This is a genomic window from Elizabethkingia argenteiflava (genome assembly GCF_009904105.1).
Taxonomy (GTDB): Bacteria; Bacteroidota; Bacteroidia; order Flavobacteriales; family Weeksellaceae; genus Elizabethkingia; species Elizabethkingia argenteiflava.
This window is the reverse complement of the sequence record NZ_JAAABJ010000483.1, coordinates 1-25,836: the sequence shown is the minus strand read 5'-3', so window position 1 is coordinate 25,836 and position 25,836 is coordinate 1. Positions and strand designations below refer to the sequence as shown.

Here is a 25,836-nt window from a genome sequence, read left to right as displayed (position 1 = left end):
TTGATGGCTTTAAGAACAGAATATTATCTAAGATAATGGCTATGACTGTTATACAATGCATTAATAAACTAAACAATAGAAATATTAACAACTTAAAAACTCGTATTGCTTAAATGCACCACGGGTGGATAATTTATTTTATAATACCTCAATCATGTATTGGGGTATTAATTTTAAACTTTTTAAGACCTGTAACTTTACCTAAGTTAATCGTGTTGAATGGAGTAAGTTTTATTGTTGTATTTTCTCTATTTTGGTTTTGTGGATGTCTCGATTTAAGGATTTTATGGAAAAAAGTATTACATACTACTTTCTAGCATCGACACTTTTAAGCCCTATAATTCTATGGAAGGTGGCCTATTTTAGGCGTTTAATGCAAGATCTATAATATAAATCTCACCCCCTCAAAGAGGTTTTTATAAAAAAAATACTTTCAGCTGTGCATAAAAAATTAAAAACGCGGCATTATGCAAAAGAGATTTAGGTGTTATGGTATTTCCAGAGTAGCCTTCTGTCAATCAAGAAGAATGGCTTATGATAAAGCATGATAACAAGCTTCATTCAAAATGAATGTAACGGTAAGATCTTTAATCTTCCATTTTTGTATGATTTGAATATCCTCCAAAAAATACACTCAAGACCAATACCAAATCTTACTAGGTTTAGTCAAGTGTTAAAACTTTCCAGGCCTCTTCAATTTTATTTTCTAAGAGTAATTCATGGGCTTTTTGATGTTTTTTTTTCTGTGTACTGAAGTGGCCCTGGGGCAGATGTTCTATATTGGAGAGCATCCCCAAATCATTTCCTGTAAATACACTGCTGTACTTTATAGAGTCCGGGAGTTGGTCAAATCCGATTCCTTTTTTTATCAGTGGCTTAGGAACTTCGAAAAGATTATCACCGGTGTTTCTAGCATACCAGTTACTCCCTAATCGGGCCACGAGATCTAGTTTTTTCTGGTCCAGGTTACCTTTATCATCTAGGTATTCCTCACGAATATGGATTTTTATAACCTCACATATCACTAGGTTACCTGCACCCCCTTTGTTTCCTAAAGAGATAATATCATTTACTTTACATTCAAAATTAACAGGGCTTTCCTCAATTAGTGGTGGGCTAATCAGGTCAGCTGGTTTCATCTTTAAACCAGCTTTTATAAACTCATTAACCCCTTTTTTATATTCGGTACTCGTTAATGATGCTTGCTGTACAATAGGAAAGTTAACGATTCCAATAGCGACTTCTCGAGTATCGAGCACATTTTGTAAGCTATGTTTGGTAGTGTTGTCTCTAAGTCTTCGTGAGGGCGAAAAAATAATAATAGGGGGTTGTGTACTGAACATATTAAAAAAGCTAAAGGGACTGAGGTTTACATTACCCTGCTGATCAATACTACTAACAAAAGCTATAGGCCTAGGCGCTATAGCCGTTTGCATTAGATTTTGAAGCTGTTGACTCGATATTTCATTAGGTAGAAGGCTTTTCATAGCTAAATATTAAAGGGATTTTAGCAGATTTTCGAGGCAATACATTTTCATTTTGCGGGTAAAATCTGAGTGCGCACTTCTCCGAATCCTATGCGTTTTCCTTCTTTTTGATTATAAGCTCTGATAATAACGGTATCTCCATCCTCAATAAACTTTCTTTCCGAGCCATCAGTCAATTTGATAGGTTTGCTTCCTTTCCAGGTGAGCTCTAGCATGGAACCGAAGGATTGGGGGGAGGGACCTGATATGGTTCCACTCGCGTAAACATCGCCTATTTCTATATTACAGCCGTTTACGGTATGATGAGCCAGCTGTTGAGCCATATTCCAGTAAAGGTATTTATAATTGCTCTGAGAGATTAAGTTTTCATCAGCATTTTCAGGCTGAAGATAAACTTCAAGTTGAATATCAAAGTTTTTATCTCCTGTATATTGAAGGTATTCTAAAACCTCGGGATCCTGTGGAGGCGAAGAGATGCGAAAAAGGTCTAAAGCTTCAAGTGTAACCACCCATGGCGATATAGATGAACCGAAATTTTTTCCCAAAAAAGGACCTAGCGGAGCATATTCCCACGACTGAATATCCCGTGCACTCCAATCATTGAAAATGACCAATCCAAAAATAGCATCTTCGGCCTCTGCAGTCGTAATACAGCTGCCCAGCTCGGTATCTTTATTAGTAACGAAGGCCATTTCTAGTTCGAAATCTAATTGTTGGGAAGGTCCAAAAACGGGATTTTTTTGATCCGAGGTTTTCATTTGTCCTTTAGGCCTGTGTAGGTTAACGCCCGAAGCGACAATTGAGGAGGCTCTTCCGTGATAGGCTACCGGCAGATGTTTCCAGTTGGGGAGAAGTGGGTTTTCTGGATCGCGGAACATTTTCCCCACATTGGTAGCATGCTCTATACAGCTATAAAAGTCAGTATAATTAGGAATATGGATGGGGAGCATCATCTGAACCTCTTCCATATCAAAAAAACAGGTTTCTATCACTCTTTGGTCTTTGGATAGTGTAGATCCTTCTGTGAGCAGCTCCTGTATTCGCTCTCTTACTTTTGAGGTAATCGGTTTTCCGAGTTCAATATAGGAATTGAGGGTATAGGCCTCGAAAACATTATCTTCAAGTCCCTCAATATTTTCAAAATAACCCTCATCATATAGGGTAGCAAGATCAATTATGATATTGCCTATTCGAGTGGCACAGGCTATATATTCCTGATTAAAAATAGCCACGCCAAAAGGGATATTGTATATTGAAAAATCTGTTAAATCTGAATTTTCTACGAATGAAGTCATATAAAAAATATTTAAAAAGAAAAAGGCTCAAAAAAGATTGTACTAAAAATACAACATTTTCTTGAACCTTATACCATATTATGTTCTTTAGGGTTATTTGCTTATTGCTCTCTTATAATCTTTTAATCGGTTTACATCTGGAGATTCTACCCATTTTTGCCGATTGTTGATGTTGGTGAAATAGTAAAGATTATTATGCTGTCCTAACAGTAAATTGTAAACTAAGGGATACGTCATTGTCTCTCCTTCTAGTTTGTCCAGACGCACAGAAACTGCGTTATTCCTTCTGACCACATCTCCGGTGAAGACGTTGGAGTATTCTCTTTGGGTGCTTTTGTCTTTGATAATTTCAATTAATCTTACTTGGTTTTTAGGATGAAACTCCAGGATATGCTTCTCCTCGTGATCTGTTGAGTCTTTTAAATTAATGAATTTTTTGCCTAGGAGTTTAAATTCGTCATAGTTTCTATCGGCGGATCTATGTTCCAATTTGTCCAACCTTTTGTATAGGCTGTTGGTTTGTGCTTGGGCACATGCACCCGTGTAGATGAGAGCACATGTTAAAAGAATATTCTTCATTTTTTTCAATTAATATATGACCAAAGTTAGCATAAAAACATTATAAATTTCCTCTTTTTTCTTGTTCTTTTTCTAATGCTTCAAATAATGCTTTAAAATTTCCTGCGCCAAAGCTTTGGGCTCCGTGTCTCTCTATAATCTCAAAAAATAGAGTCGGGCGATCTTCCACAGGTTTTGTAAAAATTTGTAATAGGTAGCCTTCCTCATCTCGATCGATGAGGATGCCTAAATCCTGGAGTTTATTTAAGTCTTCATCAATGGCTCCTATTCTATCGGGAATCATTTCATAATACGATTTAGGGGGAGGCGATAGAAATGCAACACCCCGTTTTTTAAGTTCCGTTACGGTATGGATAATATTTTTTGTAGCTACTGCAATATGTTGAACGCCTTCTCCCTCATAAAAATCCAAAAATTCTTCTATTTGAGATTTTTTCTTTCCTTTAGCAGGTTCGTTAATGGGAAATTTAGCATAGCCATTACCATTGGACATCACCTTAGACATCAATGCCGAATATTCGGTACTGATTTGTTTATCGTCAAATGAAAGTATATTGACAAATCCCATTACTTTTTCGTACCAACTTACTGTAGGCATCATGCGGTTCCAGCCTACATTGCCTACACAATGATCCACATAAAGTAAACCTACATCGGAGTGGGAGTATTCGCTTTTCCACTTTTTGTATCCTGGCATAAAGGCACCGGTATAGTTTTTTCTTTCCACAAACATATGTACAGTTTCTCCATAGGTGTAGATGCCTGACATTTTTACTTCTCCATATTTATCGTTTAAAGTAAGGGGTTGCAGATAGGGTAGGGCTCCTCTATTGCTTGTTTCTTCAAAGGCCTGATAAGCATCATCTACCCATAGTGCTAAGACTTTTACACCATCTCCGTGTTTTTTCACATGTTCACATACTTCACTGTCTGATCTAAGACCAGCCGTAAGGATGATCCTTATTTTTCCCTGCTGTAGGACATACGAAGCACGATCGCGTATACCTGTTTCGGGCCCTGCATAAGCCAGCGGTTGAAATCCGAAAGCGGTTTGATAAAAATACGCAGCTTGTTTAGCATTTCCCACATAGAACTCAATGTAGTCGGTACCGTTAATAGGTAAGAAATTCTCGGCTTGTGCAATTTTCTGAGCAAAATTTAATGTAGACATTTTTTTACTTTTTTTAGGAGAATAGGAATAGGGCCTCTACTCAATTATAAATCAATATTTATACTAGAGATCGGTGGCATTTAAATCTTTCATAGGCTGCTTGACTCAACATCTCTCTATCGTCTGGATGAGAAATGGAAATAAGGGCTTGAGCTCTTTGTCTTAGGTTTTTTCCATAAAGATAAGCTACTCCATACTCGGTTACAACATAGTGTACATGACCTCTTGTGGTCACCACTCCAGCACCTTGTTTTAGGAACGGAACGATTCGAGGTACTCCTTTTTTAGTGCGCGAAGTGAGCGCCATAATAGGTTTCCCCCCTTTGCTAAGGGCAGCACCTCTCATAAAGTCCATCTGACCTCCGATACCACTATATTGATAGGTTCCTATAGAATCTGCACATATTTGTCCGGTCAGATCAATTTCTATTGCCGAATTGATAGCATGCATTTTTTTATTTTGCATAATATTAATAGGGTAATTGACATGTTGTACATCTAAAAAGGAAATACAAGGATTATCATCTACAAAATCGTATAGTCTTTTTGTACCAAAGCAGAAACTTGTAATACTCGTATGTTCGTGTATACCTTTGTACCGATTAGTGACAATATTGTTTTTTATAAGGTCAATCACACCATCGCTTAACATTTCGGTGTGAATGCCAAGGTCCTTATGATTACTTAAACACTTGAGAACAGCATCAGGAATAGTGCCTATTCCCATTTGTAAGGTCGCTCTATCGTCTATGAGTTCGGCGATATACTGACCTATAATAAGTTCTTCTTTTCCCACTTTAGAGGCATAATCTATAGTGAGTAGTTCTTCTTCGTGCCATACGATTTTATCAATTTTGCTAATGTGTATTGTTCCGTCTCCATGGGTTCGAGGCATCTTAGGATTTGCGATGGCGATCACTTTTTTAGCAGTGTCCACAGCCGATCGTGCAATATCTACGGAGGTACCTAACGAACAATAGCCGTGTTTGTCGGGAGGAGAAACTGTAATAAGCGCAACATCTAGCGGAAGTATATCATTTTTGAAAAGAATAGGAATCTCGCTTAGAAATATAGGAATAAAATCTCCTCGATTCGAATTTACAGCCTCTCTTACAGGGGTAGACACAAATAATGAGTTGATATGAAAATGATTTTCATATTCTGGTTTCGCAATGGCCACGTCCCCTTGCTGGGTGATAGAAACAATCTCTATATTTTCTAATCTATAGGATTGCCTGGCGATTTCATTTAATAAGTAGTTAGGGGTACAGGCACTACCGTGAGAAAATATTCTGTTGCCACGTTGGATTACAGATACAGCTTCTTCGGCACTTACATATTGGGTCATATACTATTTTTATTTTATAAGGTTTTCTTTCTTTAGTCTAACCATGAAGTGGTATAGGACGGATCTTCTACTTTTAGAGCTTCATCAGTCAGTTTTAGAGGTTTAAAAGGGTCTACCATCACGGCATACTCGTGGGTTTCTTTTTTTCCAATGCTGCGTTCCATAGCGCCTGGGTGGGGGCCATGGACAACCCCACCCGGATGGAGGGTAAAGTCACCCATATTAATATGATTGCGGCTCATAAAATCACCCTCTACGTAGAATAGGACTTCATCGGAGTCAATATTACTGTGGTTATAGGGCGCTGGAATAGAGAGTGGATGATAGTCATACATTCTGGCCACAAAGGAGCATACCACAAAATTATTTCCTTCAAAGGTTTGGTGGACTGGAGGGGGTTGGTGTATCCTACCTGTAATCGGCTCAAAATTTTTAATATTGAATTTGAATGGATAGAAGTAACCATCCCATCCCACAACATCAAAAGGATGTGTAGCATAGATAAAGTCGGTAATTTGGTTTTCTTTCTTTAGCTTGATTAAAAAATCTCCTCTTTCATCGCGCGGGAGAATATAAGTAGGGGGAATGAGATCTCGTTCACAAAAAGGAGCGTGTTCCAATAATTGACCAAATTCGTTTCTGTAGCGTTTCGGAGTATAAATTGGGGATTCACTCTCTATAAAAAATAAAATATTATCCGAATCTTGAAACTCGATTTGATAAATGCAGCCTCTTGGAATAATCAGGTAATCTCCATATCCAAATTCTATATTGCCTAAAAAAGTTTTGAGGGTACCCCCTCCTTTTTTTACAAAAAGTAGCTCATCACATCCTGCATTTTTATAAAAATAATCCTGTGTAGATTTTCTGGGCTTAGCGATACCCATTTTAAGGTCGTTATTTAACAGGAGTACTTTTCTGCTTTCCAGAAAATCATCCTCAGCTTGTACTTTCATGCTCTGTATGCGCCGGGGTAGAATATTTTTACTTACAGCAATTTTAGGCGTTACATCTTTTATATTCTTTATCTCTTTTATCTGCGTTGGGCGATGGAGGTGGTACAATAGAGAAGATATCCCGTGGAAGCCTTCCGTACCAAACAATTGTTCGTAGTAAAATTCACCCTTTTCAGATTTGAAAATGGTATGCCTTTTAGGGGGGATTTTTCCATTTTTGTGATATCTCATGGCCATTGTGATTTAATCAAATTTAATCAAATTATCATAAATAAAGACAAAATAAATTGAGAAATTAAAATAATATACTTGATACCTTTTTTGTGTTTATTTATAATGAATAAAATCAGAATCCCCAATTATCAATCGATAATTGGGGATTCTGAATATAAGGATAGAAGTTTTTATTGGCTTAAATCTATACCTCCGAAATTACCAGAGCTCATCATCAGGAAGGCTCCTTCATTTTTATTCAAGCTCTCCCAGTAGGTGTGTAGATCACCAGAGTGGGTAAACACTTTTAATTCGGGGTTTTTGAAAGCGTTTTTGATCATCTGTGGAGAGAGAGGTTCCATCCTCTTTATCTTTAGTGCTTCCTCTGAATAGAAGACTACCGCATTTTCAACTCCATTTAGGGTATGGGCATATTGTTCTAAAAAAACAGGATCTAAGCTGCTATAAGTATGAAGTTCAAGAAAAGCGTGTATTTTTTTCTTAGGGAATTGCTCTATAAAGGCCGCTACAGAGGCTTTCACTTTAGAAGGTGCATGAGCAAAATCTTTATACAGGATCGCAGCATCCTTTCGGTTGACTTTTTCCAATCTTTTCGAAGCACCTTTAAAGCTCATAATAGCTTCATAAAAATCTTCTGCCATAATTCCTAGCTGTTGGCATATAAAGCGCGCACCTTCTATATTGAGTAGATTGTGTTTCCCAAAAATATTGAGTGGAATATTTCCCAGATCTGTGATCAGATTTACCTCTCCGTTAATTATCTCATAGGGAGGGGTTTTATAAGGTATTTTTCGAAAATAATTTTCTGCCCCATGGGTTATTTTTATCACCTCTGTATCTTCTTCATTGTATACTAATACCCCGCCGGGAACGATACTGCCCACAAATTTTCGAAACGGCTCTATATAATCTTCAAAAGTTTTGAACACGTTGATGTGATCCCACGCAATACCACTGATCAGGGCTATATTAGGCTGGTAAAGTAAAAATTTTGAACGAGGATCTAAAGCTGAAGAAAGGTATTCGTCTCCTTCCAAAATCATAAAATCATTTTCCTCTGTAAGTTTTACCATTACATCAAAACCTTCTAATTGGGCACCTACCATGTAGTCTACCTCTTTTTTATGAAAATGCAATACATGGAGTATCATCGAGGTGATCGAGGTTTTTCCATGGGAACCTCCAATCACTACCCGTGTTTTATTTTTGGATTGTTCATATAGAAACTCTGGATATGAATATATTTTTAGGCCTAGTTCTTTAGCTCTTATAAGCTCAGGATTATCCGCATGGGCGTGCATTCCCAAGATAACCGCATCGATATGAGTGTTTATTTTTTCCGGAAACCAGCCTTGTTGGGGGGGGAGAAGTCCTTGTTTCTCCAATCGGGTTTTTGAGGGTTCGAATATAGCGTCGTCAGAACCTGTTACATGGTAGCCTTTTTGTTGAAGGGCTATAGCTAAATTGTGCATAGCACTACCACCTATGGCAATGAAATGGATGTTCATAAGTTTATGGTGTTTTATTCGCTTTCGTTTTTTGTAAGCTGTTCCTGAGCATTTTTTTTGGCTTCTAGTTCCTGATCATATTCATGGAGAATATTATGCTCTGGCGTTTGCTCAATGGCGTGCATGATTTTATCTAAAATATCAGAGGCGCTGTCTTTATCGTAATCAATATCCAAGGCTGGTTTAAACTGCAGTGTGGGTTCTGTACCCGTAATTTTTATTTTCAGTCCTTTTTTATCAAAGGCTCTGCGAAATCCATTAATCTTAATAGGAATAACGATGGGTTTCTGATTTTTGATAAGCTTTGCGGTTCCTTTTCTTCCTTGGGCAAAAGCCGAAGTGGTGCCTTGAGGGAAGGTAACCACCCATCCATTTTCTAGCGCCTTCATAATGTTTTCGACCTCACTCATATCTACCATTCTATTGACGTTTTTACCCTCAGCTCTCCATGTTCTTTTAACGGTGACAGCTCCTGCCAGCTTGAAAATTCGGGCAAGGAAATTTTTGTTCATGGTCTCTTCCGCAGCCACATAATAGAAGTCGATTTTCGGGTTGAGTAGGTAAACAGGATTTTTAATCGTATTGATATATCCGTTATTCACACTACAAAAAACGTGATACATAGCTGCAACATCTGCAAAGTAGGTTTGGTGATTCGATACGAATAGTACATTGGTTGTGGGGAGGTCCACTAGATTTTCAGATCCGCTTATTTTGAGTTTATTAAATCCATTAAAGCGTCGGTAAGAAATCATACCCAAGATGAAAATTATAAATCTTTTCAGAAAATAAATATTGCCAAAGGCATCGGTAAATATATTTTTTTTTGCCATTTTCTACTAAATCCATAGGGAAACCCGGGATGATTCGTCGGGCCTCTTCGTAAAGTGCAAAATTAAACTTTTTTCATTAAGTCTCTAAATTCTGATAGAATCATTGATGTAGCACCCCAAATAATATGACCTTTGAAATCGATCACGGGAACTTTTTTCCCTTGGGTAGAGTGTAGGATTTTCATTTCAGGCGGATCTGGAAGATTAAAGAGAGAATTTACAGGAATTTCTATAAGTTCTTGTGCTTCAGATTCTTGTATACTAAATATAGGGGTTTTGTCCATCCAAGAAACATAGGCATACACATAAAAATTACTGCTGGGGATATAGATAGGAGTTAGCGCTTTAATAATGCTCATACTGTCCTTGTCAATACCTAATTCTTCAAAAGTTTCCCGTTTGGCGGTTTCCTCAAAACTAACATCATAGCTTTCATATTTGCCTCCCGGAAGGCTAATTTGTCCGCTGTGGCAATCTCGGGGACTAAAACTTCTTACGATAAGAGGAAAGTACCATTGGTGAGATTTGGGGTATAGCAATATATTTACAGCTGCCAGCTTGGGGTGTAGTGCCTGTATTTTTTCTAAGCTTAGAAAAGAGCGATAAGGAGGTGAGTACAATTTATGGGAATTTACTCCACCCAGTTCACTGTTAGAAAATTTTTCAATAATATTAGATAATATTTTCATCTTATGTTTTACTACCCTTAAAATTAGTTAAAATTAACGAATTTGTAAACTATTTTTTATAATAAAGGAGCGAGTAGCCGGCATAACGAGGCAAAGCCTCTGTTGAACAGGGACGTTTGATTCCATTTTTCTATGCTCATGATAGAGGAGTCTTTTTTATCTTCTTCAAACTGACGGCTCATTCTTGTCAATAATTTAGTGTCGTGAATGATCGCATTAATTTCAAAATTAATAAGGAAACTTCGGTTATCCAGATTAACGGTTCCTACATAAGCCAATTCATCATCGATGTTAACCGTTTTAGCATGCATAAAGCCTTTTTCGTACAGAAATAATTTTATGCCTCTTTTTAATAAAGATTTCATAAAAGAGAGCGATGCATTTTGCACGATAAAAGAATCGTTTTCTTTGGGGATAATCATCTCTACCTCTACCCCTTTGGATACGGCAATACACAAGGCCGTTTTAAATGAATCCGTCGGTATAAAATAAGGCGTGCATATCTGAATTTTTTTCTTTGCCAGCGTAATTCCTAAAATTAAAGATTCCATGGCGGATTGAATTTCTTCTCCAGGTGTGGTGAGGGCAAAGCTCACAATACTGTTACCCCGAGGCTTGTTGTACCAGTTGTAATAGTATTGAGCATCTTCCAGAGAATAAGATTGTCCCTCTGTCATCATCCAACTTAGCCAGAAGCGCAGTTGTAAAATATTGATAGCAGCTCCTTTGATCATCACGGAGGTATCTCTCCAGTAGGGGTAGGGGCTCGTTGGGGTATTGAGATATCTGTCGCTAATATTGATGCCTCCTACAAAAGCAATTTCGGCATCTATAATTAATATTTTACGGTGGTTGCGGAAATTGGAGTTAGCTAGCGAGTTGTAGCGCACGGGCAGAAATACCTGAAATTCAATTCCTGTATTTTCAAACTTTTTCCCATACCGTGCCAGTTGGGGGGAGCCTAAATCATCGATAATCATTCTCACGATCACCCCTTCTTTAGCTTTTTGAATCAGAATATTCAGAATATCGTTGCCGATGCCCTTTTCTTCAAAAATATAATATTCCAGATGAATATGATTTTTTGCCTTTTTTAAAGCTTTTATAAATTCAGGGAATTTCTCTTCACCGTTAATAAGAAGTTGGGTTTCATTATAAAGGCTAGGGGGAGAGACTCGTGTTTTACTAAGAAACAGATAAACCTGATACAAATTACCGATTTCATCTTCAATCTTGAGTATATCCTCATCCAGAGAACCTTCTAGTTTTTTCCATTGATTTAGAATGTAGCGCTTTTGTTTTTCGTCTATTTTTTTAAAATGTTTTTCACGTTGAAAATTTTGACCAAAGAAAAAATAAATGATAATGCCTATGATGGGTAGAAAAATGATCACCATTATCCAGGCTAAGGTCTTCGGGGGATTTCTATTTTCTATCATTATAGTGGTAATGATAGCGATATTTGCAATACCTAAGGGAATCCAGTACCATTTTTCAATAAAACTCCATGTAGAATATAGGTATTCAGTGTTCATCAATTGAACCATTTATTTTTGGGTTCGAATTTAGTAAAATTAATGTGCAAAAAATAGTATATTTGTTTTTAAGCCTTAAAATGATCTACTTATGTTTGAATTTTTAAATGGATTACCTCCTCTAGAGAAAGCTTTTTGGTATGTAGCGCTGGTGAGTAGTATTATATTTCTGATACAGTCGGTGATGACGTTTATAGGAGGAATAGCATCGGAGGGATTGGATATTCATTTTAATGGAGACTTAGATCATACAGAGGTTCCTTTTCAGTTTTTCTCTTTTCGTAATCTCATTAATTTCTTATTGGGTTTTGGTTGGACGGGAGTGGTATTCTACCCGTTAATAGAAAATAAATACCTGCTGACTCTTCTGGCAACATGTATAGGCGTATTGTTTATCTGTATATTCTTTATCATTATCAGACAATTGCTTAAGCTATCTGAGAATAATACTTTTAATATAGAAGATCTTCTCAAGCTAAGCGGTAGAGTTTATATTTCTATTCCTGCAAATATGCGTGGACAAGGCAAGGTACAGATTAGTGTAAAGGGGGCTTACCATGAGTTGGAAGCCATGACGGAAAGCCCAGAGGCTATGGAAGTAGGAACCACCGTGGTGGTAAAAAAAATCAAGAATAAAATATTAATCGTTGAAAAATTAAATTAAATCATGTTCGGAGCCTTTTCATTAGTTATTTTAATTATAGTTGTCTTTTTTATAACCTTTATCGCTTTAATTTCCCGTTACAAGCGTTGTCCCTCGGATAAAATTTTAGTGGTATATGGCAAAACGGGGGGGAAATCGGCCACCTGTGTCCATGGGGGAGGCGCATTTATATGGCCTGTAATTCAGGATTTTGCTTATCTCGATCTCAAGCCTATTTCCATAGAAGCCAACCTCACCAATGCGCTTTCTCGTCAGAATATTCGCGTGGATGTTCCCTGTCGCTTTACTATTGCCATTAGTACAGAACCAGATACCATGGGAAATGCTGCAGAACGTTTATTGGGGCTCTCACCTGATCAAATTCAGGAACTTTCTAAAGACATATTGTTCGGTCAACTGCGTTTGGTAATTGCCATGATGACCATTGAGGAAATTAATTCCGATAGGGATAAATTATTGGAAAACATTTCCAATAATGTGGATACCGAGTTAAAGAAAATAGGATTAAAACTGATTAATGTTAACGTTACCGATATAAAGGACGAATCCGGCTATATTGAGGCATTGGGGAAAGAGGCTGCTGCAAAAGCTATTAATGAAGCCAAAGTAAGTGTGGCTGAGCAAGAAAAAATCGGGGAAACCGGAAAAGCCGAAGCCGATCGTCAGAAAGATATTCAGATTGCCGAGACCACCAGGGATCGCGATGTGAAAATAGCCATTACCCAAAAAGATAAAGAGGTGAGCATTGCTGCAGCCTATAAGGATGAAAGTATAGGTAAGGCAGAAGCGGAAAAAGAATCTCGAATTGCCACTTCACTCGCCAACTCTCTAGCTGTAAGAGGAGAAAATTCAGCTAAAATAACGATCGCTAATTCAGATGCTGAGAGACGGGAAAAGGAGGCCGAAGCATTGCGACTGGCGATTGCAGCAGAAAAGGTACAAGCAGCAAAAGCTTTGGAGGAATCTTATATGGCGGAACAGAAAGCAGAATCAGCCCGTGCTGAGAGGGAGCGTTCAACGCAGCGGGCCAATGTAGTTATTCCGGCTGAAATTGCCAAACAGAGAGCGATTATAGAAGCACAGGCACAGGCAGAAAGAATTCGTTTACAGGCACAAGGAGAGGCAGATGCTATTTTTGCTAAAATGGAAGCCGAAGCAAAAGGTTTATATGAAATATTAACCAAACAGGCGGAAGGGTATGATCAGGTGGTGAGGGCTGCGGGTGGAGACGCTAATAGCGCGTTTAAATTGTTGATTTTAGAAAAACTTCCGGAATTGGTAAAAACACAGGTGGAAGCCGTTAAAGGAATTAAAATAGACAAAGTTACAGTATGGGATACTCATGGTGGCGAGGCCGGGGCCACTTCTACGGCTAATTTTTTATCAGGAATGATGAAGTCGGTGCCGCCGCTTAATGATTTGTTCAATATGGCAGGACTTGAGCTGCCGGATTATCTAAGGGGGAATCCGACAGGAATTAAGGACACACTCCCTCAAAATCCTCAATTCCCTTCACAGGAAAAAGATCAAAAGCATGAAGAAAAAGGATAAGACCTACGGATCCGGAAATTGAATAAATTAACCAGCTCCTTATAGATTCTGGACACTAGAATGATGACTGATCAAGTGGGATTCGTAAGAATATTCACTGAAATAAAAAATTGTGGTTTTATTTGAAGGCGGGTGAATACTTTTATAGTTAGTACAGATACCTATGGGGTTTGGTGTAGCTTTAGCGGTTCCAGCTCCTTCAGTTCTTCTGATGAGAAGATTCTATAACTTACCTTAAAGGTTTTACCCAGCGGGGACTCTAAAGAAAAACCACCCGTACCAATACCTTCTATAACATCCAAATTAAAGTGAGCATGTTTCCAGTATTCATATAAATCCTTATCAACCCAAAATTGGGTTCCTTCTATTTCTCCAATACAAACATCATGTGTACGAAGATAAAAACCTTCTTTTTCAAAGCATTGAGGCTGAGTTCCTTCACAGCATCCTCCCGCTTGATAAAGCATGAGCTCTCCATGTAAAGATTTCAATTCTCTCAATAAATCTACGGCTTTCTTCGTTGCATCGAGTCTTTTTAACATTTTAGGGGCTATTTAAATTTTTGTATATAAATAAGGTTGTCAGGACAGGTATTTATGGGCAATATCCAGAACGATACGCCCTTCTATCTGCCCTTTTTTCATTTTGTCAAAAACATGATTTACATCTTCAAGTTTTGCAGCTGTCACATTGGCTTTTACCAGTCCTTCAGAAGCAAATTCTATAGCTTCCTGTAGGTCTTTACGAGTACCAACTATGGAACCTCTAATAGTATATCGATTTAGAACAGTTTCGAAAATAGGTAAATCAAATCCTCCTGCTGGAAGGCCATTTAAGGCAAGGGTACCCCTTCTTCTAAGCATACTGATGCCTTGTTTAAAAGCGATAGGGGAGACAGCTGTAATTAAGGCTCCGTGAACCCCTCCTCCTAACTCTTTTTTTACAAATTCACCAGGATCTTGTGTTCTTGCGTTTACGGTAAGATCTGCACCTAAGCGTTTCGCCAAATCCAGCTTATCATCTCCTACATCTACTGCTACTACATGCATACCCATAGATTTTGCGTATTGCACCGCCACATGACCTAGACCTCCGATGCCCGATATGGCCACCCACTGTCCGGGTTTGGTTTCGGTTTCTTTTAAGCCTTTATAAACAGTTACTCCGGCACATAAAATAGGGGCCATTTGTAAAAAATTAACATTGTCAGGAAGTTTGCCCACATATCTTGCATCGGCCAGTACATATTCGGCAAAACCTCCATCTACACTATAGCCGCCATTTTGTTGAGATTCACAAAGGGTTTCCCATCCAGTAATACAAAATTCGCAGCATCCGCAAGCGCTATATAGCCAAGGTACACCTACCGCATCTCCTTCTTTTACATTGGCTACATTTTCGCCTACTGCCGCTACATAACCTACTCCTTCGTGACCTGGTATTAAGGGCATTTTGGGTTTTACAGGCCAATCTCCATCTACAGCGTGTAGATCTGTATGGCAAACTCCACTGGCCATTACTTTCACTAATATTTGGTTTCTCCCGGGGCGTTTAACTTTTACTTCTTCAATTTTTAGGGGCTGGCCGAATTCCCGAACCACCGCGGCTTTCATCGTTTTTGGAATCATATTTTCTGTTTTTTATAGATGAATATTAAAATGAAAAAAGGACTCTATCGCAGAGTGCTTTATATATTATTTAGAAAAAGCCTAATTTTTTTTTGTCGTAAGAGATCAACATGTTTTTGGTTTGTCGGTAATGATTTAACATGCTTTTATGATTTTCCCTACCGATCCCCGACTGCTTATACCCTCCAAAGGGTGCCCCCGCAGGGTAGCTGTGATATTGGTTTACCCAAACTCTGCCTGCCTGAATCGCTCTGGGTACCCTATACAGTTGGTGTGCATCTCGGGTCCATACGCCCGCACCCAGGCCATAAATGGTATCATTGGCAATACTTAAAGCGTCTGTTTCATCTTTAAAGGTCGTAACAGCTAAGACCGGTCCAAAAATTTCTTCTTGGAAGATTCTCATTTTATTATCTCCCTTTAAAAGAGTAGGCTGAATGTAATATCCATCTTTCATATCTCCCTCTAATTGGTTGGCTGCACCACCTATTAATACCTCTGCACCTTCTTCTTTCCCTAAGTTGATATAAGCTAAAATTTTTTCCCATTGTACTTTAGAGGCTTGTGCCCCCATCATAGTACTAGGATCTAATGGATTGCCTATCTTTATGGCTTTAACTCGGTTAATCACCTTATTAATAAAAGATTCATAAATCGATTCCTGAATCAGCAATCTGGAGGGGCATGTACAGACTTCGCCTTGATTTAAGGCAAATAAAACGGCTCCTTCAACCGCTTTGTCTAGGAAATCATCATCATGTTCCATCACCGATTCAAAGAAAATGTTGGGAGATTTTCCGCCCAGTTCCAGCGTGACAGGAATAATGTTTTCAGTGGCATATTGCATAACCAAGCGCCCTGTTGCTGTAGAACCCGTAAAAGCGGCTTTGCTCACCTTAGGGTTTGTGATTAATGTTTTTCCCAATTCAGCCCCGAATCCGTTTACAATATTGACAACTCCGGCGGGAATAAGATCACCGATGAGTTCCATTACATACATAATTGATATAGGGGTGCTTTCTGCAGGTTTTAGTACTACGCAATTTCCAGCGGCTAAGGCTGGTGCCAATTTCCATACTGCCATCAGGATGGGAAAATTCCAAGGAATAATTTGAGCCACAATTCCGAGGGGCTCATGGACGATTAAAGAGATGGTATTTTCATCCAGTTCATTATGGGAGCCTTCTTCTGCTCTGATTACACTTGCAAAATATCTAAAATGATCTATAGCCAATGGGAGATCGGCATTTAATGTTTCTCGTATAGCTTTACCATTATCATATGTTTCCACAGCAGCGATGTCTTCTAAATGACTTTCCATGCGGTCGGCAATTTTATTTAGAATAACACTGCGCTCTGTAGCAGAGGTTTTGGACCATGTTTTAAAAGCTTTTTCCGCGGCATTGATGGCGAGTTCTAAATCCTGTTTGGTAGAGTGGGCAGCTTGGGTAAAAACCTTTCCGCTAATTGGAGTAACATTATCAAAATACTTTCCCAATACAGGTGGAGTGAATTTGCCATCGATATAATTATCGTATTGGGGTTTTAGAGCGGGGAGTTTTATTAAGGACATAATTTAGTGTTTTTATTTTTTTGATTTTTACTAATATACATAATATTCCCTTATAGATGTACTAAAAAAATGTTAAAACAATAAAATCAATTGACTAGAGAGTGAATAGTACAGTATTAAAGGAGGTTGATAGCAGATCGCGGCTAAAAAATACAAGGCTATATCAGTTAAAAATAAAGCAATGGAATAAGCCAGAATATAAATTCTATACTGAGAAAAGTGAAACTTTGGTGTGCAATAATGGATAAAGTAAAGAAAAAGCTCCGAAAATAACGGAGCTTTATTTTTTAATTGGAATCACTGATTAACTCTTGTTTTTTCGAGTTGTAGAGTGCATATTCCAAATATTTAAAGGAATCTCGTGGAATAATCGTGACCCATTTTTTGTAACGCAAAAACCATTTGTTTTGAATGCTCATCAGTCCTTTTGTAAGATAAGCCTCTACAAAGGGATGTACGTGTAGGTATAGCTTACCCTTTTCATTGGTTAAGAGGTTGCGTATGGATTCTTCCATTTTTTCAATAATCACAATGGGGGCTAGAATAGTGCCATCCCTATTCGGATTGACCTCTTTGGTTTCGATTTGCTTTTCAGGGCGAACCCGCTGGCGGGTAATCTGGATAAGCCCAAACTTGCTCGGTGGCAATGTTTTGTGTTTTGCTTTATCTCGCCTCATCTCTGTCTTCAAATGCTCAAACAAGGTCTTGCGGTGCTCTGGATCGGTCATATCGATAAAGTCGATAACAATAATCCCTCCCATGTCTCTGAGTCTAAGTTGGCGCGCAATTTCTGTAGCGGCCATTTTGTTCACATTTAAGGCGTGCAATTTGTTGGTCTGACTGGCAGAAATGTTATTACCCGAGTTAACATCTATAACATGTAATGCTTCGGTATGTTCAATCACCAGATAAGCGCCTTTAGAACTCGGTATGTTTACATGTTTACCAAAAGACTGCTTGAGTTGCTTTTCTACATTATAATATTCCAAAAGAGGAATATGAGATTCATAAAAATGAACGATATTTTTGCTTTCTGGGGCAATAACATCCAGATAGTTTTTCATTTCGTCGACCAAATGTTGGTCATCACAAATGATGTTAACGAAGTCCTGATTAAAATTATCGCGAAGTATAGCTGCAGCTTTATGTTCTTCGCTCAACACTTTCGAGGGGACTTTATTTTTTTGGATATTTTTGAAACAGTTTTCCCATTTGGTAATTAGCTGGTTCATATCATTGTGTAGCTCAGCCACTTTTTTACCTTCGGCGACCGTACGGATAATCACACCAAATCCCTCAGGACGAATACTCTCTATAAGCGTTCTTAGGCGCTCTTTTTCCTGGCTGCTCTTTATCTTTTTAGAGATGGAAACCTTATGATCAAAAGGAATAAGAATCAGAAAACGCCCAGTTAATGAAATTTGTGTCGAAATACGCGGACCTTTAGTGGAGATAGGCTCTTTTGTAATTTGCAGCAGAATACTATCTCCGGAAGCTAACACCTTATCAATAGTGCCGTCTTTTGGAATTTCTTTTTGTACAACAAAATTCTTTAAACTAGAATTTTGTTGTCGTTTTGCTGTGGTGTCCCGTACGAATTTCTGATAGGAAAGAATTTGAGGACCTAGATCCAGGTAATGTAAAAAAGCATCTTTTTCGTAACCTATATTTACGAAAGCTGCATTGAGATTTGGGGCAAGTTTTTTTATTTTTCCTAGAAAAAGATCTCCTACCACAAATTGATTGCTTTGAGCTTCTTGATGCAGCTCAAATAATCGGCCATCTTCAAGTAGGGCTATTTTAGAGGTGTCATTTTCATGTGAAATAATCAGTTCTTTCTTCATATACTTTGGTCATTACTAACCTGTTATAAAACAAAATATAGTTAGTGAAGATAATAAATAAAACACTAACTATATTATATTTTATTAAAAAACTAAAAAAGATTATTTTTTCTTTTTATGTCTATTTAATCTTCTTCTTTTTTTTCTCTTATGGGTGGCTACCTTATGTCTCTTTCTTTTTTTTCCGCTAGGCATAGTTTAAAATTTTTATTAATAACAATTATTTACTTTCTACTTGTACTTTAGCTTTCACTTTTTCAGCAAACATTTTAGAAGGCTTGAAGGAAGGAATGTTATGAGCTGGAATTTCAATAGCTGTGTTTTTTGAAATATTTCTACCCGTTTTTGCTGCACGTGTTTTAATAACAAATGATCCAAAACCTCTTAAATATACGTTATCGTTATTGTAAAGAGATGTTTTGATCTCCTGCATAAACGCTTCAATAATCTTCTGCGTATCATTCTTCTCTACCCCTAGTTTATTGGAGATGGTATTCACCAATTCAGCTTTTGTCATTTCGATTTTTGTTTTTATTTTTGGACTGCAAATATAAAATATTTTTTTGAAAAATAATATAGAAAAAGCTTGTTTTCTGAAACTTACCCAAAGAATTGTTTCTTGGTATGATCTTTATAGACGTAATTTACCTTGGAGAGAAACTCAGGATCCCTATAAGATATGGATATCCGAAATTATCTTACAGCAAACGCGAGTAGACCAGGGTTTAAGCTATTATTATAACTTTATTAAGCGATTTCCCACCGTAAAAGAATTATATCGGGCTGATAATGATGAGGTTTTATTATATTGGAAAGGATTAGGCTATTATTCTCGGGCATTAAATCTCCACAAGGCGGCTTACCAGATTGTGGAAGAATTTAATGGAAAATTTCCGAAAAGTTTCTCAGCCTTGCAACAGATGAAGGGAGTGGGTAAGTATACTGCAGCGGCCATCGCGAGTATTTGTTTTGGAGAAGCCGTACCGGCTATTGATGGTAACTTTTATCGGGTTTTTTCCCGTATTTTCGCTGATGAATTCGATGTAAGTTCTACAAAAGCTTACCCGTATTTTTATCAATTAATATTACCATTGGTAGATAAAGACCGTCCAGGCGATTTTAACCAGGCGATTATGGATATAGGTTCTCAGCTGTGTAAACCTAAAAATCCCGATTGCGAACATTGTCCTGCCAAGCAAGAATGTAGAGCCAGGAATCTTAATCAGGTAGAAATGTTTCCTGTCAAAAAGAAAAAACAAAAGGTAGAAATACTCAATCTGCAATACTATTTTATAAAATATAAGAATGACTTTCTTATACAACAAAGAGATGAAAATTTTATATGGAAAAAGCTCTACGAATTCCCTACACTAATTCCCGATGATTGGAAGGAATATGTGAGTTTGGAAAAAAAAGTGCAGCATAAACTCACCCATAGGACCCTCAATATAACCTTTAGCAGAATAGATGTTCAGCATGAAAATATTTTTGAAGATCTCTCTTCTCAGTATTCCTATATTAAAGTGAACCTAATTCAAGCCCAACGTAAAACTTTTCCTAAACCTCTTGAATCCATTATTCAGGAATGGGGTTGATAGTCACTCTACATTCTAAAGAAGAGCCGTAAGAAAGAATCGGTCTTCTTTTATTAATCCGAATACAAAGAATATATACAATGCTATCAAGAGGAGAGGTATAAGATCGGGCACTAATTAGGTTAAAATAGCTTATTCGATTGAAAAATCTTTTCAGGCCTATAGCATTGAAACGCTATCTCAGCTTTTTTATTAAGAGGATTCTTTTTTATATACAATAAATTAAAAATAGTTAATTTTGCCAGATGTTTCAAAGCTAAGTTTTTTTGCGATTTTTTACTTACCATGTGGGGATTGTAAAAAGCTTATGCACGGAAATGATCACAATATAATTTTAGAATATAGAAAATGAAACTTCTTTCAGTAGGGACTGTAGCTTTTGATGCTATTGAAACACCATTTGGTAAAACAGATAAAATATTAGGTGGAGCCGCAACTTATATTGGTTTAGCAGCTTCGGTACTTGAAACTGATGTGCATTTAGTTTCCGTTGTAGGAGGGGATTTTCCCGATGAATATCTCAAGATGATGGAGCGTAAAAACATCAATGTAGAAGGCGTAGAAATCGTTAAGGATGGTAAAACATTTTTCTGGGCGGGTAAATATCACAATGACCTCAATACGCGCGATACATTGGTGACAGAGCTAAATGTATTGGAAAATTTTGATCCTAAAATTCCAGAAAACACTGCGGATGCTGATATCTTAATGTTGGGGAACCTCCATCCCGGAGTTCAATTGGCGGTGTTAGAAAGAATGAAGAAAAGACCAAAGCTAGTGGTATTAGATACTATGAATTTTTGGATGAATCATACATGGGACCTATTAATGGAGGTTATTGCTAAAACAGATGTTATCACCATTAATGATGAAGAAGCAAGGCAATTATCTGGAGAATACTCCCTTGTAAAAGCAGCTAAAAAAATACACAGCTTAGGACCTCAATACGTGATTATTAAGAAAGGAGAACACGGAGCTCTTCTTTTTCATGAGGCAAAGGTATTTGCTCTTCCCGCTTTATTATTAGAAGATGTTTTTGATCCCACAGGTGCAGGTGATACTTTTGCAGGTGGTTTTGTAGCCCACTTAGCAAAGCATGAAAAATTCGATTTCCAGACCATGAAGAATGCTCTTGTTGTGGGGAGTGCCATGGCTTCATTTACGGTAGAAAAATTTGGAACTGAGAAAATTAAAGAGGTAACCCCTCAGATGCTCAAAGAAAGAATTAATCGATTGAAGCAGCTGACCTCCTTTGAAGAAGTATTGTAGTCCTTAGTGAAAATCTAATGGGGATGGGGATATAGAAAAAAGCCTTTATACCGTTTTTTACGGTCCATTTTATGCTGGACTATTTAGAATTTATAGTGAAGTTTTTTTTAAAGAAAAAAAAGATAAATCTTTCTGCTGGGCTTCTCTCTCCACCTTCTCCATGTAGGTGTACAGAGGAATAAAAACTTGGCATCAGGCCAATCGATATCATAGGCTAGAATAACCTGTTATCAAGGTGTGACAAAGAATTTAAGAAATAATTATAATAAAAAATAAGGTTTAATTCGGTCAGAATTCTAATTTTGCACCAGTTATATAAAAAGTAAGTATGTTTAAAAACTTCCGTTTTTTCTTTATCCTCAGTACTCTGATATTGGCTTTATCTGGGGGATTATTGAAAGCTCAAATACATCCGGGTCAGCTAGCTGATGGTATTGCTGCAGTCATTGGTAATGAAATTGTTTTAGAATCCGATATTGAAGAATATGTAAATATGGCCAAGCAGCAGGGAACGGCTAATATAGGGGATAGATGTGAAATTCTTGAAAATATTATCCACAATAAACTTCTACTATTCTATGCGAAAAAGGACACTCTTATTCGAAATGTGAACAAAGAGCTCAAGGCGGATGCCGACTCTCGATATCAGCAAATGCTTTCTGGGTTTTCTTCCGAAAAAGACATGCTTAAGGCTTATCGATTCCGTACAGCCTACGAGCTAAAGGCAGCTATTGAGAAATTGTCTTCCGACCAGTATTACCAGGGAGAAAAATATAAATTGATTACCAAGGGAGTGGATATTACTCCCAGTGAGGTGTCTGCTTTCTATGCTCAATATAAAAGCCAACTCCCTGAAGTGAATGAGGAGGTAAAGTTGAGCAGAATTATGATGTACCCTAAATTAACAGATAATAGAAAGCAAGAAATTATCCAAAAATTAAAGAATATAAAAGCCGACATCTTAAAGGGAGCTTCTTTTGAAGACCAGGCTAGAATTTACTCAGATGATCCTGGATCTGCAGCCTATGGAGGGCTTATAACCAAAGTTTCCAAAGGTATGATGGTCAAGCCCTTTGAAGCTACAGCACTTAATCTGCAGGAAGGTGAAATTTCCGATCCTGTAGAGACTGAATATGGTTTTCATATTATTCAGCTGGTTAGAAAAGCCGGTAAAATTTATGACGTAAGACATATCCTTATTGCCAACACTCCTAATGCTCAGGAAATTGCCAGTGCTAAGGGAGAATTAACGAAAATAAAAAGTCAGATACAGGCGGGTAAGATTAGCTTTAAAGAAGCTGCTCTAAAATATTCTGATGATAAAACGACTAAATTTAATGCAGGGGTCATGACGGGGTCGGATGGATCGGATAATTTGGAAAAAACCAAGTTAGATCCCATTGATGCTTATCAGATCGCCGGTCTTAATAAGGGGGAAATTACAGATCCTTATGAAATGGGAGAAGCTCAGAATAAGAAAAAAGCAATAGCTTTAATACAGGTAGATGATATTATTCCCGCTCATACGCTCAGTATTGATACCGATTATGAGCGTATAAAAGCCATAGCCCTCAATCAGAAAAAAAATGATGTGGTAGATCGATGGGTTATCTCTAAATTACCGGACACTTTTATATCGATTAATAACAGATATAAGCATTGCCAATTTAAAACGGACTGGAAGCGAAAAACTTCAGCAAAATAAAAAACAGATCAAAAAAAACAGAATATACATTCTGTTTTTTTTTGATCCCCGCAGGCCTGTTATTTTTCGCAGAAATCCTAGGCTGGGAAAGATAGGATAAGTAGCATTTTTGTACCTTTATCTGATGAATAGAATTCGACAGCTTTTTGACATTAAATATCCGATTATACAAGGTGGAATGGTGTGGAATAGTGGATGGCGTTTAGCATCTGCAGTTTCTAATTGCGGTGGTTTAGGTCTTTTAGGGGCGGGGAGTATGTATCCTGATATTCTTAGGGAAAATATTGTAAAGTGTCGGGAGGCCACCGCTCAGCCTTTTGGTGTTAATGTGCCTCTACTGTATCCTCATTTGAAAGAAGTAATCAATATCCTCTTAGAGGAGAAGATAAAAATAGTTTTCACTTCCGCAGGTAATCCTAAGACTTATACAGAAGTATTGAAAAGGGAAGGTGTAAAAGTAGTGCATGTAGTGAGTAGTCTTAAATTTGCTGTAAAAAGCCAAGATGCAGGTGTGGATGCTGTTGTAGCAGAAGGTTTTGAAGCCGGAGGTCATAACGGAAGAGAAGAAACCACGACTTTATCTCTTATCCCCAATGTAAGAAAGCATGTAGATCTGCCTTTAATAGCTGCCGGAGGGATAGCATTGGGTTCGCAAATGAAGGCCGTTATGTTGTTGGGCGCCGAGGGAGTGCAAATAGGCTCTCGTTTTGCAGCCACTACAGAAGCTTCTTCTCACCATAATTTTAAACAAAAGATTGTACAGGCTCAGGAAGGCGATACAGTGCTTACGCTCAAAGAATTAGCGCCTGTTAGGATCATGAAAAATGGATTTTATGAGGAGCTTGAAAAATTATATCAATCCGGAAAGCATGTAGAAAATTTAAAAAGTGCGTTGGGAAAAGGTCGCCCTAAGCGTGGAATGCTGGAGGGAGATATGGAAAATGGAGTGTTAGAAATTGGGCAGTCTTCCGCCTTTATCGATGCTATTCTCCCTGTAGCAGATGTATTTAGAATATTGCTCGATGAATTTGCTACGGCTTCCTGTCCAGAACTCTCATAAAGAGATTAATGGAAACAATAAGCTTAGAAGATGAAGAGAAAGCAATAGGGCATCAGGTGATTAGTTTAAAGAAATTTTTTGATCCTTTTTTAAAATTTCTATCTTTTTTATATCCTCTATAAATGGAAAAAAGTAGTCTTCAATCAGTTTAGTGATCTCTTCATAGGTACTCACAAAAGTAGTATTATCAACTGTTTCACCTTTGCATAAATAATGCGTAATCCCGTTTACTCTCATAACGATGGGGCTGTGATCTTTTTTATAAACCCAATAGTTTTCACCATCAAAAAAAGTGGTGTGGTCATTTGCTCCTAAAATACAAAATGCAGAAGTAATAGTATTTTGCCATTGGATATCTCCACTGGGAAGTTTTCGCTGAATTATAGGCTTTTTGAATGTAATATAGAGATTCTTCATCTTTTTAAGACCACTTTTTTATCTTGATAAAGATAATCAAAGATTTTTATTTTGAAACTTCATAGGGGATATATTTTCGAATGAACAAGTTGTTTACAGTTCCCTAATCAGTATGGTATAAGCATCAATTAACAGCCTGTTTTTGCAATGTAAATCTTTATGATCAGTCCTTATCGGTAGGGTTTTAAAGCGTTTAGACAAGGAATTATGGGTTTTGTATCCATCTCTTTTCTATAAAAACTTCCTCAGAAAACACCCTCTAAGTCATATTTTTCCCATTTTGAGGCTTGAATGCTATATGGGCAGATCTTAAGAGTTTCTTGATTTGATGCAGTGGAACCGTTTAACTTTAGGACTCATCATAGCAAAAATAAGGGATCATATCGGTAGGGATTTATTTTTACAGGTCTATGATCAATAACCTGATCTACACGTTTTTCCAGGCATATTGTTACAACTGACCAATTATGGGGCAAATGCTTATAACCGGAAAATAGAAATATAAATTTGCCGACACTCAAAGATCTCCCTCCTATGTATTATATATTGTTTTTACACTTTCTGTATAGGAGAGCATTTATAGTTTTTCTTTAGAGTTTAAAAATACAAACATGACATTTATTACAATTTCAATCAAAATGGTTTTATAGTATATTGATTTTCATTATATTTGTTTATATTATTAAAATATATTATTTCGCATGTATAAATAGGCGATCCATGTTATATCAATGAAAGGGTTTATCTAAATAGAATAAAGAGAATATCACATAGATTTAGGAAAGTTTTTGCGAAATTAACCCTACCAACCCCTATGCTATGGAAAAACTCTCTATTCTCTTCATGTTACTCAGTTTCGTTCTCTATGGTCAGTCTCCAGGAGGTGTCAGTGGAG

22 protein-coding genes and 1 pseudogene are annotated in these 25,836 nt (G+C 37.4%); 7 read left to right on the top strand and 16 right to left on the bottom strand.

All coding sequences use genetic code 11. From position 1 onward, the window contains the following. A pseudogene (locus GNY06_RS15620) lies at nucleotides 1-113 on the top strand (IS982 family transposase); the annotation flags it as partial. 549 nt (nucleotides 114-662) lie between these two features. Here the strand turns inward: GNY06_RS15620 and GNY06_RS06135 are convergent. The 10 genes from GNY06_RS06135 to cls all read right to left on the bottom strand — a co-directional run bounded on the left by GNY06_RS06135 (nucleotide 663) and on the right by cls (nucleotide 11,635). Then, nucleotides 663-1,487 carry a flavin reductase family protein gene (locus GNY06_RS06135; protein ID WP_166519249.1) on the bottom strand — a complete coding sequence of 275 codons (825 nt, stop codon included), beginning with the start codon at nucleotides 1,485-1,487 and terminating at the stop codon, nucleotides 663-665. A gap of 47 nt (nucleotides 1,488-1,534) precedes the next feature. Beyond that, nucleotides 1,535-2,782, bottom strand: a complete 1,248-nt coding sequence (gene fahA / locus GNY06_RS06130; protein WP_166519248.1) for a fumarylacetoacetase — start codon at nucleotides 2,780-2,782, stop codon at nucleotides 1,535-1,537. Between the two features lie 93 nt (nucleotides 2,783-2,875). Then, nucleotides 2,876-3,361 carry a hypothetical protein gene (locus tag GNY06_RS06125; RefSeq protein WP_166519247.1) on the bottom strand — a complete coding sequence of 162 codons (486 nt, stop codon included), beginning with the start codon at nucleotides 3,359-3,361 and terminating at the stop codon, nucleotides 2,876-2,878. 40 nt (nucleotides 3,362-3,401) lie between these two features. After that, on the bottom strand, nucleotides 3,402-4,532 hold the full coding sequence (gene hppD / locus GNY06_RS06120) for a 4-hydroxyphenylpyruvate dioxygenase (protein ID WP_166519246.1): 1,131 nt from the start codon (nucleotides 4,530-4,532) through the stop codon (nucleotides 3,402-3,404). 58 nt (nucleotides 4,533-4,590) lie between these two features. Continuing rightward, the gene (locus GNY06_RS06115) at nucleotides 4,591-5,880 is read right to left on the bottom strand and encodes an acetyl-CoA hydrolase/transferase family protein (protein ID WP_166519245.1); all 1,290 of its coding nucleotides are present in this window, start codon (nucleotides 5,878-5,880) and stop codon (nucleotides 4,591-4,593) included. Nucleotides 5,881-5,912: 32 nt separating this feature from the next. Continuing rightward, entirely contained in the window at nucleotides 5,913-7,067 is a 1,155-nt protein-coding gene (locus GNY06_RS06110) for a homogentisate 1,2-dioxygenase (RefSeq protein WP_166519244.1), read from the bottom strand. Between the two features lie 173 nt (nucleotides 7,068-7,240). After that, nucleotides 7,241-8,578 carry a UDP-N-acetylmuramate--L-alanine ligase gene (locus tag GNY06_RS06105; RefSeq protein ID WP_166519243.1) on the bottom strand — a complete coding sequence of 446 codons (1,338 nt, stop codon included), beginning with the start codon at nucleotides 8,576-8,578 and terminating at the stop codon, nucleotides 7,241-7,243. 14 nt (nucleotides 8,579-8,592) lie between these two features. Then, on the bottom strand, nucleotides 8,593-9,411 hold the full coding sequence (locus tag GNY06_RS06100) for a lysophospholipid acyltransferase family protein (protein ID WP_166519242.1): 819 nt from the start codon (nucleotides 9,409-9,411) through the stop codon (nucleotides 8,593-8,595). A gap of 62 nt (nucleotides 9,412-9,473) precedes the next feature. Beyond that, complete coding sequence (locus GNY06_RS06095; RefSeq protein ID WP_166519241.1) at nucleotides 9,474-10,100, bottom strand: NUDIX hydrolase; 627 nt, start codon at nucleotides 10,098-10,100, stop codon at nucleotides 9,474-9,476. 56 nt (nucleotides 10,101-10,156) lie between these two features. Beyond that, a complete protein-coding gene (gene cls / locus GNY06_RS06090; RefSeq protein ID WP_166519240.1) occupies nucleotides 10,157-11,635 on the bottom strand; it encodes a cardiolipin synthase in 1,479 nt (492 codons plus the stop codon). Between the two features lie 91 nt (nucleotides 11,636-11,726). Here cls and GNY06_RS06085 point away from each other — a divergent pair, with 91 nt between their 5' ends. Both GNY06_RS06085 and GNY06_RS06080 read left to right on the top strand, forming a co-directional pair. Continuing rightward, the gene (locus GNY06_RS06085; RefSeq protein WP_166519239.1) at nucleotides 11,727-12,299 is read left to right on the top strand and encodes a serine protease; all 573 of its coding nucleotides are present in this window, start codon (nucleotides 11,727-11,729) and stop codon (nucleotides 12,297-12,299) included. A 3-nt stretch (nucleotides 12,300-12,302) separates the two neighbouring features. After that, a complete protein-coding gene (locus GNY06_RS06080; RefSeq protein ID WP_166519238.1) occupies nucleotides 12,303-13,850 on the top strand; it encodes a flotillin family protein in 1,548 nt (515 codons plus the stop codon). Between the two features lie 161 nt (nucleotides 13,851-14,011). On the opposite strand, the gene GNY06_RS06075 is transcribed toward GNY06_RS06080, so the two are convergent. The 5 genes from GNY06_RS06075 to GNY06_RS06055 form a co-directional block, all read right to left on the bottom strand. Beyond that, on the bottom strand, nucleotides 14,012-14,392 hold the full coding sequence (locus tag GNY06_RS06075; protein ID WP_166519237.1) for a DUF779 domain-containing protein: 381 nt from the start codon (nucleotides 14,390-14,392) through the stop codon (nucleotides 14,012-14,014). Between the two features lie 39 nt (nucleotides 14,393-14,431). After that, a complete protein-coding gene (gene adhP, locus GNY06_RS06070; protein ID WP_166519236.1) occupies nucleotides 14,432-15,478 on the bottom strand; it encodes an alcohol dehydrogenase AdhP in 1,047 nt (348 codons plus the stop codon). Between the two features lie 70 nt (nucleotides 15,479-15,548). After that, nucleotides 15,549-17,051 (bottom strand): aldehyde dehydrogenase family protein, encoded by a 1,503-nt coding sequence (locus GNY06_RS06065; protein WP_166519235.1) that lies wholly within the window; start codon nucleotides 17,049-17,051, stop codon nucleotides 15,549-15,551. 287 nt (nucleotides 17,052-17,338) lie between these two features. Further along, entirely contained in the window at nucleotides 17,339-18,895 is a 1,557-nt protein-coding gene (locus GNY06_RS06060; RefSeq protein ID WP_166519234.1) for an Rne/Rng family ribonuclease, read from the bottom strand. A 220-nt stretch (nucleotides 18,896-19,115) separates the two neighbouring features. Further along, entirely contained in the window at nucleotides 19,116-19,412 is a 297-nt protein-coding gene (locus GNY06_RS06055; protein ID WP_176589983.1) for an HU family DNA-binding protein, read from the bottom strand. Nucleotides 19,413-19,458: 46 nt separating this feature from the next. Between GNY06_RS06055 and mutY the strand changes: the two genes are divergently transcribed. From mutY to GNY06_RS06035, 4 genes are all read left to right on the top strand, one after another. Next, complete coding sequence (mutY, locus tag GNY06_RS06050; protein ID WP_166519233.1) at nucleotides 19,459-20,490, top strand: A/G-specific adenine glycosylase; 1,032 nt, start codon at nucleotides 19,459-19,461, stop codon at nucleotides 20,488-20,490. 348 nt (nucleotides 20,491-20,838) lie between these two features. Beyond that, a complete protein-coding gene (locus tag GNY06_RS06045; RefSeq protein WP_166519232.1) occupies nucleotides 20,839-21,759 on the top strand; it encodes a PfkB family carbohydrate kinase in 921 nt (306 codons plus the stop codon). 328 nt (nucleotides 21,760-22,087) lie between these two features. After that, complete coding sequence (locus GNY06_RS06040) at nucleotides 22,088-23,464, top strand: peptidylprolyl isomerase (protein WP_166519231.1); 1,377 nt, start codon at nucleotides 22,088-22,090, stop codon at nucleotides 23,462-23,464. 124 nt (nucleotides 23,465-23,588) lie between these two features. Then, on the top strand, nucleotides 23,589-24,524 hold the full coding sequence (locus GNY06_RS06035; protein ID WP_176589982.1) for an NAD(P)H-dependent flavin oxidoreductase: 936 nt from the start codon (nucleotides 23,589-23,591) through the stop codon (nucleotides 24,522-24,524). Between the two features lie 60 nt (nucleotides 24,525-24,584). On the opposite strand, the gene GNY06_RS06030 is transcribed toward GNY06_RS06035, so the two are convergent. Continuing rightward, on the bottom strand, nucleotides 24,585-24,941 hold the full coding sequence (locus GNY06_RS06030; protein ID WP_166519230.1) for a hypothetical protein: 357 nt from the start codon (nucleotides 24,939-24,941) through the stop codon (nucleotides 24,585-24,587). Nucleotides 24,942-25,836 lie beyond the last annotated feature (895 nt).

Coding starts and splice junctions, on each gene's coding strand:
- GNY06_RS06030 (WP_166519230.1), bottom strand. CDS start 24,941: ATGAAGAATCTCTATATTACATTCAAAAAGCCTATAATTCAGCGAAAA.
- GNY06_RS06055 (WP_176589983.1), bottom strand. CDS start 19,412: ATGACAAAAGCTGAATTGGTGAATACCATCTCCAATAAACTAGGGGTA.
- GNY06_RS06060 (WP_166519234.1), bottom strand. CDS start 18,895: ATGAAGAAAGAACTGATTATTTCACATGAAAATGACACCTCTAAAATA.
- GNY06_RS06105 (WP_166519243.1), bottom strand. CDS start 8,578: ATGAACATCCATTTCATTGCCATAGGTGGTAGTGCTATGCACAATTTA.
- GNY06_RS06115 (WP_166519245.1), bottom strand. CDS start 5,880: ATGACCCAATATGTAAGTGCCGAAGAAGCTGTATCTGTAATCCAACGT.
- fahA (WP_166519248.1), bottom strand. CDS start 2,782: ATGACTTCATTCGTAGAAAATTCAGATTTAACAGATTTTTCAATATAC.
- GNY06_RS06080 (WP_166519238.1), top strand. CDS start 12,303: ATGTTCGGAGCCTTTTCATTAGTTATTTTAATTATAGTTGTCTTTTTT.
- adhP (WP_166519236.1), bottom strand. CDS start 15,478: ATGATTCCAAAAACGATGAAAGCCGCGGTGGTTCGGGAATTCGGCCAG.
- GNY06_RS06075 (WP_166519237.1), bottom strand. CDS start 14,392: ATGTTAAAAAGACTCGATGCAACGAAGAAAGCCGTAGATTTATTGAGA.
- GNY06_RS06035 (WP_176589982.1), top strand. CDS start 23,589: ATGAATAGAATTCGACAGCTTTTTGACATTAAATATCCGATTATACAA.
- cls (WP_166519240.1), bottom strand. CDS start 11,635: ATGAACACTGAATACCTATATTCTACATGGAGTTTTATTGAAAAATGG.
- GNY06_RS06085 (WP_166519239.1), top strand. CDS start 11,727: ATGTTTGAATTTTTAAATGGATTACCTCCTCTAGAGAAAGCTTTTTGG.
- GNY06_RS06065 (WP_166519235.1), bottom strand. CDS start 17,051: ATGTCCTTAATAAAACTCCCCGCTCTAAAACCCCAATACGATAATTAT.
- GNY06_RS06125 (WP_166519247.1), bottom strand. CDS start 3,361: ATGAAGAATATTCTTTTAACATGTGCTCTCATCTACACGGGTGCATGT.
- GNY06_RS06135 (WP_166519249.1), bottom strand. CDS start 1,487: ATGAAAAGCCTTCTACCTAATGAAATATCGAGTCAACAGCTTCAAAAT.
- GNY06_RS06045 (WP_166519232.1), top strand. CDS start 20,839: ATGAAACTTCTTTCAGTAGGGACTGTAGCTTTTGATGCTATTGAAACA.
- hppD (WP_166519246.1), bottom strand. CDS start 4,532: ATGTCTACATTAAATTTTGCTCAGAAAATTGCACAAGCCGAGAATTTC.
- GNY06_RS06040 (WP_166519231.1), top strand. CDS start 22,088: ATGTTTAAAAACTTCCGTTTTTTCTTTATCCTCAGTACTCTGATATTG.
- GNY06_RS06100 (WP_166519242.1), bottom strand. CDS start 9,411: ATGGCAAAAAAAAATATATTTACCGATGCCTTTGGCAATATTTATTTT.
- GNY06_RS06095 (WP_166519241.1), bottom strand. CDS start 10,100: ATGAAAATATTATCTAATATTATTGAAAAATTTTCTAACAGTGAACTG.
- GNY06_RS06110 (WP_166519244.1), bottom strand. CDS start 7,067: ATGAGATATCACAAAAATGGAAAAATCCCCCCTAAAAGGCATACCATT.